The sequence below is a fragment of the Micromonospora echinospora genome, from assembly GCF_014203425.1.
In the GTDB taxonomy this organism is placed as follows: Bacteria; Actinomycetota; Actinomycetes; order Mycobacteriales; family Micromonosporaceae; genus Micromonospora; species Micromonospora echinospora_A.
In genome coordinates this window covers 1,430,331-1,443,939 of record NZ_JACHJC010000001.1, presented here as the reverse complement: position 1 = coordinate 1,443,939, position 13,609 = coordinate 1,430,331, and the positions used below count along the sequence as shown (strand labels likewise).

The following is a 13,609-nucleotide window of genomic DNA, read 5'->3' as shown; positions in this document are numbered from 1 at the left end:
ACGCGCGGGGCCGTCGACGATCGGAGTACGGGGAATGGGCGGACGACGATTCCGGGGCCTTGCCCTGGTGGTGGGTCTGGTCGCGGCGCTCGCAGTGGGCGGCTGCGGCGCGGACGCGGACAGTGGCAACGACTCGGCCGAGCCGGCCGCGGACCGGGGCGCGGCGCGCGAGCAGCCCGCCGAGGGCGGCGCGGACGGCGACCAGGCCGCTCCCGGCGGCACCGGCGGCGCGGATCTGCGGGTCGACCAGCGGTCCATCATCTACACCGGGACGATGCAGGTCCGGGTGGACGATGTGGAGGCCGCGGCGCGGGAGGCGGTCACCGCGGTGACCGCGGCCGGTGGGTTCGTCGGCGGCGACCGGCGGACGAGCCGGTCCGCCGAGGCCCGGGCGACGCTGACGCTGCGGGTGCCGGCGGACAAGTTCGCCGGTGTGATCGACCAGCTCGCCGGCCTCGGCCGGCAGGAGCGCCGGGAGATCCGCACCGAGGACGTCACCGAGCAGGTGGTCGACCTGGATTCCCGGATCGCCACCCAGCGGGCGCGGGTGGAGAGCGCCCGCAAGCTGCTCGCCCAGGCGAGTTCGGTGGACGAGCTGGTCCGGCTGGAGAACGAGGTGGGCACCCGTCAGGCGGACCTGGCCGCGCTGGAGGCACGCAAACGCCGGCTGGCGGACCTGACCTCGCTGTCCACCATCACCGTGACGTTGCTCGGGCCGGACGCCAGCACCGCCGAGGAGGAGGCCGACCTGGGCTTCCTCAGCGGGCTGGACGGCGGCTGGACGGCCTTCCGGGCCTCGGCCCGCATTGCGCTCACCGTGCTCGGCGCGGTGCTGCCCTTCGCGGTGGTGATCGGCGTACCGCTGTGGTTGCTGCTCCTGTGGCGCCGCCGCCGGCGGGCCCGGCGGACGCCGCCGCCCGGCCTGGGCGCGATGCCGCCGGTCCCGGCCGGGCCGGCCGGTGGTCCGGTCAGCGCGCCGCCACCAGTGCCCGCAGCGCGGTCTGGACCATGAGGCGTACGCCCGCCTCGATGGCGCGCTCGTCCACGTCGAACGAGGCCCGGTGCAGGTCCACGTTGGGCCCGCTCCGGCCCACGCCGAGGCGGGCGAGCGCGCCGGGCACGTGCTCCAGGTACCAGGAGAAGTCCTCGCCGCCCATGCTCTGCGGCGTCTCGGCGATGCCGTCGGGGCCGAGCGCGGCGGCGGTGGCGGCGGTGAGCACGCCGATCGCGCGGGCGTCGTTGGTCACCGGCGGCCGGCCGCGCAGGTACTCCAGATCGACTGTGGCGCCGGTGGGCGCGAGCACGTCCCGCACCACCTGAGCCACGATCTCGGGCGCCTCGTCCCAGGTGTCGCGGTCCATCACCCGCAGCGTGCCGGCCGCGCACGCCTCGGAGGGGATGACGTTGTAACGGGTGCCGGCCGAGGCGTGGCCGAACACCAGCAGCAGCCCGCTGTTGGCCGGCACCCGGCGGCTGATCAGGGTCGGGACCTCGGTCACCAGCCGGCCGAGCGCATCCACCAGGTCGACTGTCAGGTGCGGGCGGGCGGTGTGCCCGCCCGGCCCGGTGAGCCGGACGGTGACGTTGTCGGCGGCGGCGGTGATCGGGCCGACCCGCAGGCCGACCTTGCCCACCGGCAGGTTCGGGTCGCAGTGCAGCGCGAAGATCTGCGCCACGTCCTCCAGCCCGCCGGCCTCGATGACCTCAAGCGAGCCGCAGGGCAGGATCTCCTCGGCCGGCTGGAAGATCAGCCGCACCCGGCCGTCGAGCTGGCCGATGTCGGCGAGCTGGGCCAGCAGCATGCCGACGCCGAGCATCACCGACGTGTGCACGTCGTGGCCGCAGGCGTGGCAGACGCCCTCAACCGTCGAGCGGTACGGCACGTCCTTCGGGTCGCTGAGCGGGAGCGCGTCGATGTCGGCGCGCAGCGCGATCACCGGGCCGTCCGGGCGGCCGTCGATGTCGCAGATGACGCCGTTGCCCTTCGGCAGCAGGCGCGGCTTCAACCCGGCGAGGGACAGCTCGCGGTGCACCAGGGCGGCGGTCTCGAACTCCTCGCCGGACAGTTCCGGGTGGGAGTGGAGGTGCCGGCGGGTCGCGATGAGGCCGGGTACGCGCAGCGCGAGGAGATGGTCGAGCTCGAAGGGCAGGGGCTGGGAACCGGTCGGCGCCTCGGGCCGGGACGACGCCAGCGGGCTGCCCGGAGGCAGCGTCAACGCACTCGTCACGTCGAATTCTCGATCACTAGAGATGGATGGATCATCGGGTAGGACAGCAGACAGCCTAGACCTCCGACGGTGACGCTGCGCAACATCTTTCGCGTAGCGGTCGGACCGCGCAGCGTCACGAATGCCCTGGTGGGAGGGCTCGAATATCTGCGGGACAGCAGGTAGATCACGGTCGGAGCCCGCCATCTGCCTCCCACCTCCTACAACGCGTAACCGTTTCAACGGCCACTAAAAACCGGGCCGTCGTTCCGAATTGTCGCATTAGTCGCGGCAATTAACTGCCGCTCGGACAATTGCGCGACAACTGTCGGCTGCCGGAAGACTCCCGACGGTGACATGACCGCCCGGCCGTCGACCGCACAGGCTGTCCGTCCCGTTCACCCGATCCGGTTTACCCGGATCGGCGAATCGCACACGCGCGGCACCGGGCGCCACGGCCCGGCCATCCGCCGCGACCGGCCGGGCGCCGTCGCCCGGAAGGGGACCAACAGTACGCCTCACCGGCCCGGTCTGCCCAGGTCAGACCGCTACCGGACGCACGACGGCGGCCCGCGCCGTGCACCTGGGTGCGCCGACGGGACCGCCGTCGAAAAACCGTCAGAACCGATCGCTCGGCCGGTAGATCCCCCACACCTCGCGCAGCGTGCCGCAGACCTCGCCGACGGTGGCCCGGGCGCGCAGCGCCTCCTTCATCGGGTAGAGCAGGTTGGCGTCGCCCTCGGCGGCGGCACGCAGCTCCGCCAGCCCCCGCTCCACCGCGCCGGAGTCCCGCTCGGCGCGCAGCCGGGCCAGCCGCTCCCCCTGTGCCGCCTCGATCGTCGGGTCCACCCGCAGCGGCTCGTACGGCTCCTCCTCGTCGACCTGGAACCGGTTGAGGCCGACCACCACCCGCTCACCCGAGTCGATCTCCTGGGCGATCCGGTACGCGGACTGCTCGATCTCCCGCTTCTGGAAACCGGCCTCGATCGCGTCCACCGCGGAACCGTGGTCGAAGACCCGGTCCATCAGCTCGGTGGCCGCCGCCTCCACCTCGGCGGTCATCGCCTCCACCACGTACGACCCGGCGAACGGGTCGACGGTGGCGGTCAGGTCCGTCTCGTACGCCAGCACCTGCTGGGTCCGCAGCGCCAGCCGGGCCGCCTTCTCGGTGGGCAGCGCGATCGCCTCGTCGAAGCTGTTGGTGTGCAGCGACTGGGTGCCGCCGAGCACCGCGCCGAGGCCCTGCACCGCCACCCGGACCAGGTTCACCTCCGGCTGCTGGGCGGTGAGCTGCACGCCGGCGGTCTGGGTGTGGAACCGCAGCATCATCGACTTCGGGTTCTTCGCGCCGAACTCGTCGCGCATCAGCCGGGCCCAGATCCGCCGGGCCGCGCGGAACTTCGCGACCTCCTCCAGCAGCGTGGTCCGGGCGACGAAGAAGAACGACAGGCGGGGTGCGAAGTCGTCCACGGCCAGCCCGGCGGCGAGCGCCGCGCGGACGTACTCCACACCGTTGGCGAGCGTGAACGCGACCTCCTGCGCGGGCGAGGCGCCGGCCTCGGCCATGTGGTAGCCGGAGATCGAGATGGTGTTCCACTTCGGCACCTCGGCCCGGCAGTAGGCGAAGGTGTCCGCGACCAGCCGCAGCGAGGGCTTCGGCGGGAAGATGTACGTCCCCCGGGCGATGTACTCCTTGAGGATGTCGTTCTGGATGGTGCCGTTGAGCGCCGCCCCCGGCACGCCGTTCTCCTCGGCCACGAGCTGGTAGAGCAGCAGCAGCACCGAGCCGGGCGCGTTGATGGTCATCGAGGTGGAGACCTTGTCCAGCGGGATGCCGCCGAACAGCGTGCGCATGTCCTCGATGGAGTCGATGGCGACACCGACCTTGCCCACCTCGCCGTGCGCGATCGGGTCGTCCGAGTCGTACCCCATCTGGGTGGGCAGGTCGAACGCGACGGACAGGCCCATCGTCCCGGCGCGCAGCAACTGGTGGTACCGCGCGTTGCTCTCGGTCGCGGTGCCGAAGCCGGCGTACTGTCGCATCGTCCAGGGCCGGGAGGTGTACATCGTCGGGTAGACCCCGCGGGTGTACGGGAACTCGCCCGGCTCGCCCAGCCGGGCCTCCAGGTCCGCCGGAAGGTCTGCCGCCGTGTAGAGGCCCTGGATCGGGAAACCCGACTCGCTTGACCGCGCATCGCTCATTACCGGATGGTAGGACGCGCTGACCGCCTGGTGGGTGAGGGATACCGCACACCTGGCCACGGCGAACCACCGGAGGTGAGCGACCGGACACATACCGTCGAGTAGGTAAACGCCCGCCGCGTCGGGTTTCGCATCGGGCGTCGGAACCAGCAAGATAGAGGGGTTGTGTCCCAGCCCCCTCGATATCCCCCGGTGGCTTTTCTGTGACTCAGATTCCGACGTGGAGCGGCGGACCGGCCAGTCCCCCCACGGGACGCGCGGCGCCCGGCACCACCATCGGTGGTCGCTACTCGCTGCGCTCCCCCGTGGGCAACGGAGGCATGGGCACGGTCTGGCGGGCCACAGACACATTGCTGCGCCGCGACGTGGCGGTCAAGGAGGTCGTCCTCCCGCCGGGGCTCGCCCCGAGCGACCGCGACGCGCTCTACGAACGGACGCTGCGGGAGGCCCGCGCCGCCGCCGCGATCCAGCACCCGGCAGTGGTGCAGGTCTACGACGTGGTCACCGAGGGCGGCCGGCCATGGATCGTGATGGAGCTGCTGGACGCCCGCAGCCTCGCCGACATGGTGATCGAGGACGGGCCGGTAGCGCCGCGCGTGGTCGCCAAGATCGGGATCGCGCTGCTCGGCGCGCTTGAGGTGGCGCACGCCATCGGCGTGCTGCACCGCGACGTCAAGCCCGCCAACGTGCTGATCTGCTCCGACGGCCGCTGCGTGCTCACCGACTTCGGCGTCGCCCGGATGCCCACCGACGTGCAGCTCACCACGCCGGGCATGGTGCTCGGCTCGCCCCACTTCATCTCCCCCGAGCGGGCCATGGGCCAGGAGTTCGGGCCGCCCAGCGACCTGTTCTCGCTCGGCGTGACGCTCTACACAGCCGTCGAGGGCCGTCCCCCGTTCGACAAGGGCGACCCGATCGAGACCATGCACGCAGTGGTCGAGGACCCGCCCGCCACGCCGCAGCGCAGCGGCCCGCTCACCGGCGTGCTGATGGGGCTGCTGGAGAAGGACCCGGCCCGCCGGATGGACGTGCATCGGGCCCGCGCCAACCTGCGCGAACTGCTCGCCGGGCCACTGACCAGCACCGCCACCGCCGTCAACTCGGTCACCGACCCGTACGCGGTGGTGCCGGTGCCGCGCCCGACCACGCCGCCCGCCATCGCGGCCGAGCCGAAGCCGAGCGGCCAGATCGGCGGCCGGGCCATGATCGCCGCGGAGGAGTCGCTGACCGACCGGCTCGCCGCGCTGCGCCGCGGGGAGCGGCCCACGGGCGAGAAGCCGGCGGCGGGCGACGCCGCGCTGGACGAGACCAGCGCGGACGCGCTGGCCGGCCCGCTGCACACCCCGACCGGCGCGATGTCCGGGCCCGAGGCCACCCAGCGCATCTCGCCGGACGCCACGGTCCGGCTCGGCCAGGGCGCCGGGGCGGACGCCACCCAGCAGGTGCCGACCACCCAGCCGGTCTACGGCCGGGCCGCCGACGCCACCCAGCCGGTGTACGGCGGCGGCAACCAGTGGTCGGTGCCCGGCACCGGCCAGCCGTGGACCACCCCGGCCACCGCGCCGGCCGCCGCCGGTGGCGGCGGCGCGCTCGGCACGGCCAAGGGCTTCCTCGGCCGGATCAAGGCGTGGCCGCGCAAGGTCCAGCTCGCCGCCGCCGCTGGCCTCGCAGTGGTGCTGCTGGTGAGCGTGATCGCGCTGACCAGCGGCGGCGACGACGCGCCACCGCCGATCGTGGGCACGCTGCCGTCGAACTCGGCCGCCGCCGCGCCCGAGATGCAGGAGCAGACCGTCAAGGGCGTGACCATCCAGGTGCCGAAGGGCTGGCAGCGGCAGACCGGCGGCCTCTACGTCGACTACATCGACCCGGCCGACGAGGGCCGCAAGGTCCGGGTGATCGCCGAGCCGTGGGGCGGCACCTCGATCAGCTGGGCCGAGTTCGCCTCGCGGAACCTGAACAAGAACAGCGCCAAGAGCAAGTCCTGCCCCGCCCCCTACACCGAGATCTCGGTCTCCGAGCAGCCGCTCGCCGGGCAGACCGCGGGTCAGCTCGAATACACCTGCGGCGAGGGTGAGTCCATGCGTCACGGCATCTGGCGCGGCTTGGTCAAGGACGGCAAGGTCTACTCGTTCTACCTCTCCTCGACCGACGCGCGGTTCGCGGAGAGCAAGCCGATCTTCGACGCGATGGTCGGCTCGTTCCAGCTCACCGAGGCGAACTGAGTCGAGGCCGACGGCCAGTGGTGATCCGCCGCCGTGCTATCAAGAGGCAATGGCGGCGGAAACCACTGACCTTGACGACCTTCGCGTCCGAGCCGAGCGCTGGCTCGCCGACGACCCCGACCCGGCCGACCGCGAAGAGCTGCGCGCCGTCCTCGACGGGCTGCCCGGCACGGCGGCCGACCTGGCCGACCGGTTCGCCGGCCCGCTGACGTTCGGCACCGCCGGGCTGCGCGGCCCGCTGCGCGCCGGGCCGAACGGCATGAACCTCGCCGTGGTCACCCAGGCCGCCGCCGGGCTCGTCCGCTGGCTCGCCGCACAGGGCGGCGAGGGCCCGCTGGTGATCGGGTACGACGCCCGCCGCGGCTCGCGTGCGTTCGCCGGGCGCACCGCGCAGGTGGCCACCGGGGCGGGCCGCCCGGCGCTGCTGCTGCCCGGGCCGCTGCCCACGCCGGTGCTGGCGTTCGCGGTACGGCAGCTCGGCGCGGTCGCCGGGGTGATGGTGACCGCCAGCCACAACCCGCCCCAGGACAACGGCTACAAGGTCTACCTGGGCGCGCAGCTCGGCGGTGAGCTGGGCGCGGGCGCGCAGATCGTGCCGCCCGCCGACGCCGGCATCGAGGCGGCCATCCGGGCCGTCGGCCCGCTCGCCGAGGTGCCGCTCGGCCCGGCCGGGCAGGTGCTCGGCGACGACCTGGTGACCGCGTACGTGGAACGGGCCGCCGCCGTGGTGGACCCGACCGGGCCGCGGGACCTGAAGGTGGCGTACACGCCGCTGCACGGGGTGGGCGGCGCGGTGCTGACCGCCGCGTTCGCGCGCGCCGGGTTCGGGGTGCCGGGCGTGGTGCCGGAGCAGGCCGAGCCGGACCCGGCATTCCCGACCGTCAGCTTCCCCAACCCGGAGGAGCCGGGCGCGGTGGACCTGCTGGTCGCGCTCGCCGACCGCACCGGCGCGGACCTCGCCGTCGCCAACGACCCGGACGCGGACCGCTGCGCGGTGGCGGTACGCGATGCCGGGTCCTGGCGGATGCTGCGCGGCGACGAGGTGGGCGCGCTGCTCGCCGATCATCTGATGCGGCGCGGCGTGACCGGCCTGTACGCCACCACGATCGTGTCCTCGGCGCTGCTGCGGGCCATGGCGGCGGCCCGAGGGCTGCCCTACGACGAGACGCTCACCGGGTTCAAGTGGATCGTCCGGGCCGGCGGCGGCCGGGAGCCGCTGGCGTACGGCTACGAGGAGGCGCTCGGCTACTGCGTCGCGCCCGAGCACGTACGCGACAAGGACGGCATCACCGCCGCGCTCACCGTCGCCGAGCTGGCCGCCGGTCTCAAGGCGGAGGGCCGTACGCTCCTCGACCGGCTGGACGAGCTGGCCGCCGAGTTCGGCGTGCACCACACCGAGCAGCTCTCGGTCCGGGTGGAGGACCTGCGGGTCATCGCCGACTCGATGGCGCGGATCCGGGCGGCCACCCCGGCCACGCTGCTCGGGCAGCCGGTGACCGAGGCGTCCGACCTGCTCCCCGACGCGGACGTGGTGATCCTGCGTACCGGCGCGGCCCGGGTGGTGATCCGGCCCTCGGGCACCGAGCCGAAGCTCAAGGCGTACCTGGAGGTGGTGGAGCCGGTGACCGGCGGCGACGTGCCGGCGGCCCGGCAGCGAGCGCGTGCCGCGGTCACCGAGCTGCGCAACGAGATCGCCGCCGCCCTCGGCCTCTGACCCCGTCGGAAGGAAGGGCCCCTTATTAACGCCTGGCGTTAATAAGGGGCCCTTCCTCTACCGAAGGCGTTAAGAGGGGGCCCTTCCTTACCGCTTGCCCAGGGCGGCGTCGACGGCCTGGCCCAGCGCGGCGATGACCAGGCTGATCGACGGGCGCACCACGCTGTCGTCCAGGCTCACCGTGCCGGAGAATCCGGCGCCCGCGGCGATCTCCTCCAGGCGGCGCCCGGCGTCCTCGGCGGCCGGGCCGGTGAGCCCGAGCGCCGGCTCCATCCGCAGCACCGCGACGAGCGTGGCGAGCGCGGCGGTCCGCTCGTCGGGGAGCTGCCCGCTGGTCAGCGCGTCGGCCAGGCGCTGCCGGATGTCCGCCTCGACCGAGGGGTCCGCCATCGGGTAGCGGTGCACGTGGATGAAGCCCAGCTCGGTCTCCTCCACGTCCCGGACCACGCCCCGCCCGCAAAGGTCGGTGAGGATCCGGTCGCGCAGTCCGTGCCGCAGCCGCTGCACCCAGGACGAGGTCGTGTGCGGGGTCTCTGCGGCGATCTTGGCGAGTACGGCGTCGGCGATCGGCTCACCGGTCGGCGCCGGATCGATCACCGCCAGGTTCCCGTCCGCGTACGCGAGCCGTCCGGCCAGGGCCAGCTCGACCAGCACCGCGGCGGCCATGCCCAGGTCAAGGCTGATCCGCGGCATGGTGGCCTTGCCGGTTTCGTCGTCGTACGCGAGGAGCAGCAGCTCTTCGGCGAGCGCAACACCAGTCATGGCCCGGAACGCTAGCGCCTCCCCGCACCCCCGCGCACCAACTCGCCGGGGCAGTCCGGTTCCGGTGCGGAGGGCCGGCCCTCCGCACCGGATCGGTCTCAGAAGCGGGGCATGCCGCCGAACTGGCGGTCACCGGCGTCACCGAGGCCGGGGACGATGAACATCCGGTCGTTGAGGCCCTCGTCGATCGAGGCGGTGACCAGGCGCAACGGCAGACCGGAGCGCTCCAGCCGCTCGATGCCGACCGGCGCGGCCAGCACGCAGAGCACTGTGATGTCGGTGCAGCCGCGGTCGGCGAGCAGCCGGCAGCAGTGCTCCAGCGATCCGCCGGTGGCGAGCATCGGGTCGAGCACCAGCACCGGCAGGCCGCTGAGGTCGCGCGGCAGCGACTCCATGTACGCGCGGGGCTCGTACGTCTCCTCGTCGCGGGCCAGGCCGACGAAGCCCATCGACGACTCGGGCAGCAGGCCGAGCGCGGCGTCGGCCATGCCGAGACCGGCCCGCAGCACCGGCACCAGCAGCGGCGGATTCGCCAGCCGGCTGCCTTCGGTGGCGGTGACCGGGGTCTGGATCGAGTACCTCTCGACCGGGAAGGAGCGCGCGGCCTCGTACACCAGCATGGTGGTGAGTTCGCGCAGTGCCGCCCGGAACGACGACGAGTCGGTCCGGGCGTCCCGCATGGCGGTCAGCCGCGTCTGGGCGAGCGGATGGTCAATGACGTGTACGTCCACGATCGCTCAACCTACCGCCCCGCGACCCGGCGCACGGTGGGTGCGGCCCGACCAGCGACCCCGCTCACGTACGACGCTCGCAACCCGTTCACCGTGACCAAGATCACAGGACTCGCGAGTGCGTACTATTCGGGGCATGACGGCGACAACGACGTCGGCCCGGTCGGATCTCTCCGAGCTGGGACGATCCGAGACCGCTCTGCGGACCTTCCTGCACGGCCTGCCCGGCGTGGACCAGGTCGGCGCGGAGCAGCGGGCGGCACAGCTCGGCACCCGCTCCATCAAGACCACGGCGAAGGCCGAGGCGATCGACCTGGCGATCCGGATGGTCGACCTGACCACCCTGGAAGGCGCTGACACGCCGGGCAAGGTTCGGGCGCTGGCCGCGAAGGCGCTGCGCCCCGACCCGGCCGACCCGAGCTGCCCGCACGTCGGCGCCGTCTGCGTCTACCCGTCGATGGTCCCGTACGTGGCCGAGGTGCTGCGCGGCAGCGGTGTGCACCTGGCCAGCGTGGCGACCGCGTTCCCGTCCGGGCAGGCCCCGCTGGAGATCAAGCTCGCCGACGTCCGGGCCGCCGTCGAGGCCGGCGCCGACGAGATCGACATGGTGATCAACCGGGGCGCGTTCCTGGCCGGGCGCTACGCCGAGGTCTACGACGAGATCAAAGCGGTCAAAGAGGCCTGCGGCTCTGCTGATGGCGGTCGCCAGGGGCGACCGGCAGCCCACCTCAAGGTGATCCTGGAGACCGGTGAGCTGGCCACCTACGACAACGTGCGGCGCGCCTCCTGGCTCGCCATGCTCGCCGGCGGCGACTTCATCAAGACCTCCACCGGCAAGGTCCCGGTCGCGGCCACCCTGCCGGTGACGCTGGTGATGCTGGAGGCGGTCCGCGACTTCCGCGCCGCCACCGGGCGGCAGGTCGGCGTCAAGCCGGCCGGCGGCATCAAGACCACAAAGGACGCGATCAAGTACCTGGTCATGGTCAACGAGACAGTCGGCGCCGACTGGCTGAGCCCGGACTGGTTCCGGTTCGGCGCGTCGAGCCTGCTCAACGACCTGCTCATGCAGCGCACCAAGCTGACGACCGGCGTCTACGCCGGCCCCGACTACTTCACCCAGGACTGAACGCGATGTTCGAATACGCTCCCGCCCCCGAGTCCCGCTCGGTGGTGGACATCAAGCCCTCGTACGGACTCTTCGTCGACGGCGCGTTCGTCGACCCGGCCGCCGGCGGCAGCTTCAAGTCGGTGAACCCCGCCTCCGAGGAGGTGCTGGCCGAGATCGCCGAGGCCGGCGAGGAGGACGTGGACCGCGCCGTCCGTGCGGCGCGGACCGCGTACGAGAAGGTGTGGGGTCCGATGCCGGGCCGGGACCGGGCCAAGTACCTGTTCCGGATCGCCCGGATCATCCAGGAGCGCTCGCGCGAGCTGGCGGTGCTGGAGTCGCTGGACAACGGCAAGCCGATCAAGGAGTCCCGCGACGTCGACCTGCCGCTGGTCGCCGCGCACTTCTTCTACTACGCGGGCTGGGCGGACAAGCTGGAGCACGCCGGCTTCGGGGCGAGCCCGAGGCCTCTTGGCGTGGCCGCGCAGGTCATCCCGTGGAACTTCCCGCTGCTGATGCTGGCGTGGAAGATCGCCCCGGCACTGGCCGCCGGCAACACAGTGGTGCTCAAGCCGGCCGAGACCACCCCGCTCACCGCGCTGCTGTTCGCCGAGATCTGCCAGCAGGCCGACCTGCCCGCCGGTGTGGTGAACATTGTCACCGGCGCGGGCGACACCGGCCGCGCGCTGGTCGAGCACCCGGGCGTGGACAAGGTCGCGTTCACCGGATCCACCGAGGTCGGCCGCGCCATCGCCCGCGCGGTGGCCGGCACCCGCAAGAAGCTCACGCTGGAGCTGGGCGGCAAGGCCGCGAACATCGTCTTCGACGACGCCCCGATCGACCAGGCCGTCGAGGGGATCGTCAACGGCATCTTCTTCAACCAGGGGCACGTCTGCTGCGCCGGTTCCCGCCTGCTGGTGCAGGAGTCGGTGGCCGACCGGGTGCTGGAGTCACTCAAGCGCCGGATGGCCCAGCTTCGCGTCGGTGACCCGCTGGACAAGAACACCGACGTCGGCGCGATCAACTCGGCCGCGCAGCTCGCCCGCATCCGGGAGCTGTCCGACGCCGGGTCCGCCGAGGGCGCGGAGCGCTGGTCGCCGCCGTGCGAGCTGCCCGAGCGCGGCTTCTGGTTCGCGCCGACCATCTTCACCGGCGTCACCCAGGCGCACCGGATCGCCCGCGAGGAGATCTTCGGCCCGGTGCTGTCCGTGCTCACGTTCCGCACCCCGGCGGAGGCCGTCGAAAAGGCCAACAACACGCCGTACGGGCTGTCGGCCGGGATCTGGACCGACAAGGGCTCCCGGATCCTGTGGCTGGCCGACCGGCTGCGCGCGGGCGTGGTGTGGGCCAACACGTTCAACAAGTTCGACCCGACCTCGCCGTTCGGCGGCTACAAGGAGTCGGGCTACGGTCGCGAGGGCGGCCGGCACGGGCTGGAGGGGTACCTCAATGTCTGAGCGGGTCGCGGTACGCAAGACGTACAAGCTCTTCATCGGCGGGAAGTTCCCGCGCAGCGAGTCGGGACGGTCGTATCTCGTGCAATCGGCGAACGTGTCTCTTGCCTCCCGGAAGGACGCGCGGGACGCGGTAGTGGCCGCCCGCGCCGCGGTGAAGGGCTGGGCCGGGGCGACCGCGTACAACAGGGGTCAGATCCTCTACCGGGTCGCCGAGATGCTGGAGGGCCGCCGCGAGCAGTTCGTCGCCCTGGGCGTCCCGGCCGACGAGGTGGACGCGGCGATCGACCGCTGGGTCTGGTACGCGGGCTGGTCCGACAAGATCGCCCAGGTGTACGGCGGCGCGAACCCGGTGGCCGGCCCGTACTTCAACCTGTCCGCGCCGGAGCCCACGGGCGTGGCGGCGGTGGTGGCCCCCGAGACGCCGGCGCTGCTCGGCCTGGTGAGCGTGATCGCCCCGGCGATCGTCACCGGCAACACGGTGGTGGTGGCCGCCTCCCCGGCCGAGCCGCTGGCGGCGGTGACGCTGGCAGAGGTGCTCGCCACCTCCGACCTGCCCGGCGGGGTGGTCAACATCCTCACCGGCCGGCTGACCGAGACCGTGCCGACGCTCGCCTCGCACATGGACGTCAACGCCATCGACCTGACCGGCGTCGCCGACGCCGAGCTGGCCGCCGACCTGGAGGTCAAGGCCGCGGAGAACCTCAAGCGGGTGCTGCGGCCGGCCCCGGCCGACCACGACTGGCATGCCGACCCCGGCGTCACCCGGATGACCACGCTGCTGGAGACCAAGACGGTCTGGCACCCCAAGGGCGTCTGACCGACGGCAGTCCAGTCCGGCCCGAAGTGGCGGCACCCACCCGGGTGGCCGCCACTTCCCATTCCCGCACTTCCCCGAGCTGGTGTCGATCCCACCCCCGAACGAGCAAGATCAACACCAGTTCCCCGATGTGGCCACATCAACCAGCCCTGGACAGCACCACCTCCCCGAGCCGGTGTTGACCTTGCCCCCAACACCCCACCCCCGACCAGCAAGGTCAGCACCAGCACGGCGAGGTGGCTGCATCAAGCCGCCTCGAACACCGCCAGCCCTCCCGAGCTGGTGCTGAACCTTGCCCGGGGCGCTCGCCCGGATCAGCAGAATCAACACCAGACCCCCGAAGCGCTCTGGACCTTGCCCCGACGCCCGCCCGAAGCCAGCAAATCAACACC

General features: G+C 72.6%; 10 protein-coding genes. 6 read left to right on the top strand and 4 right to left on the bottom strand.

What is annotated here, in order from left to right; translation table 11 throughout:
- The first annotated feature begins 34 nt into the window (after positions 1-34).
- Positions 35-1,012 carry a DUF4349 domain-containing protein gene (locus FHU28_RS06990; RefSeq protein WP_184682024.1) on the top strand — a complete coding sequence of 326 codons (978 nt, stop codon included), beginning with the start codon at positions 35-37 and terminating at the stop codon, positions 1,010-1,012.
- On the opposite strand, the gene FHU28_RS06985 is transcribed toward FHU28_RS06990, so the two are convergent.
- Both FHU28_RS06985 and FHU28_RS06980 read right to left on the bottom strand, forming a co-directional pair.
- Positions 969-2,228 carry an amidohydrolase gene (locus FHU28_RS06985; protein WP_184682023.1) on the bottom strand — a complete coding sequence of 420 codons (1,260 nt, stop codon included), beginning with the start codon at positions 2,226-2,228 and terminating at the stop codon, positions 969-971. The genes FHU28_RS06990 and FHU28_RS06985 overlap by 44 nt on opposite strands.
- A gap of 597 nt (positions 2,229-2,825) precedes the next feature.
- The gene (locus FHU28_RS06980; protein WP_184682021.1) at positions 2,826-4,409 is read right to left on the bottom strand and encodes an acyl-CoA mutase large subunit family protein; all 1,584 of its coding nucleotides are present in this window, start codon (positions 4,407-4,409) and stop codon (positions 2,826-2,828) included.
- 203 nt (positions 4,410-4,612) lie between these two features.
- Between FHU28_RS06980 and FHU28_RS06975 the strand changes: the two genes are divergently transcribed.
- Together FHU28_RS06975 and FHU28_RS06970 are read left to right on the top strand one after the other, a co-directional pair.
- The gene (locus FHU28_RS06975; RefSeq protein WP_184682019.1) at positions 4,613-6,631 is read left to right on the top strand and encodes a serine/threonine-protein kinase; all 2,019 of its coding nucleotides are present in this window, start codon (positions 4,613-4,615) and stop codon (positions 6,629-6,631) included.
- Between the two features lie 49 nt (positions 6,632-6,680).
- Positions 6,681-8,345, top strand: coding sequence for a phospho-sugar mutase (locus FHU28_RS06970; RefSeq protein WP_184682017.1), 1,665 nt, complete (start codon positions 6,681-6,683; stop codon positions 8,343-8,345).
- An 87-nt stretch (positions 8,346-8,432) separates the two neighbouring features.
- Here the strand turns inward: FHU28_RS06970 and FHU28_RS06965 are convergent, their stop codons facing one another.
- Both FHU28_RS06965 and upp read right to left on the bottom strand, forming a co-directional pair.
- Entirely contained in the window at positions 8,433-9,107 is a 675-nt protein-coding gene (locus FHU28_RS06965; RefSeq protein WP_184682015.1) for a GOLPH3/VPS74 family protein, read from the bottom strand.
- 98 nt (positions 9,108-9,205) lie between these two features.
- Positions 9,206-9,838 carry a uracil phosphoribosyltransferase gene (gene upp / locus FHU28_RS06960; protein ID WP_184682012.1) on the bottom strand — a complete coding sequence of 211 codons (633 nt, stop codon included), beginning with the start codon at positions 9,836-9,838 and terminating at the stop codon, positions 9,206-9,208.
- Between the two features lie 136 nt (positions 9,839-9,974).
- Between upp and deoC the strand changes: the two genes are divergently transcribed.
- From deoC to FHU28_RS06945, 3 genes are read left to right on the top strand one after another with little or no spacing between them, the layout of a single operon-like run.
- Entirely contained in the window at positions 9,975-10,964 is a 990-nt protein-coding gene (gene deoC / locus FHU28_RS06955; protein WP_184682010.1) for a deoxyribose-phosphate aldolase, read from the top strand.
- 5 nt (positions 10,965-10,969) lie between these two features.
- The gene (locus tag FHU28_RS06950) at positions 10,970-12,400 is read left to right on the top strand and encodes an aldehyde dehydrogenase family protein (protein WP_184682008.1); all 1,431 of its coding nucleotides are present in this window, start codon (positions 10,970-10,972) and stop codon (positions 12,398-12,400) included.
- Positions 12,393-13,217 (top strand): aldehyde dehydrogenase family protein, encoded by an 825-nt coding sequence (locus tag FHU28_RS06945; RefSeq protein WP_184682005.1) that lies wholly within the window; start codon positions 12,393-12,395, stop codon positions 13,215-13,217. The genes FHU28_RS06950 and FHU28_RS06945 overlap by 8 nt, the downstream gene beginning before the upstream one ends.
- Positions 13,218-13,609 lie beyond the last annotated feature (392 nt).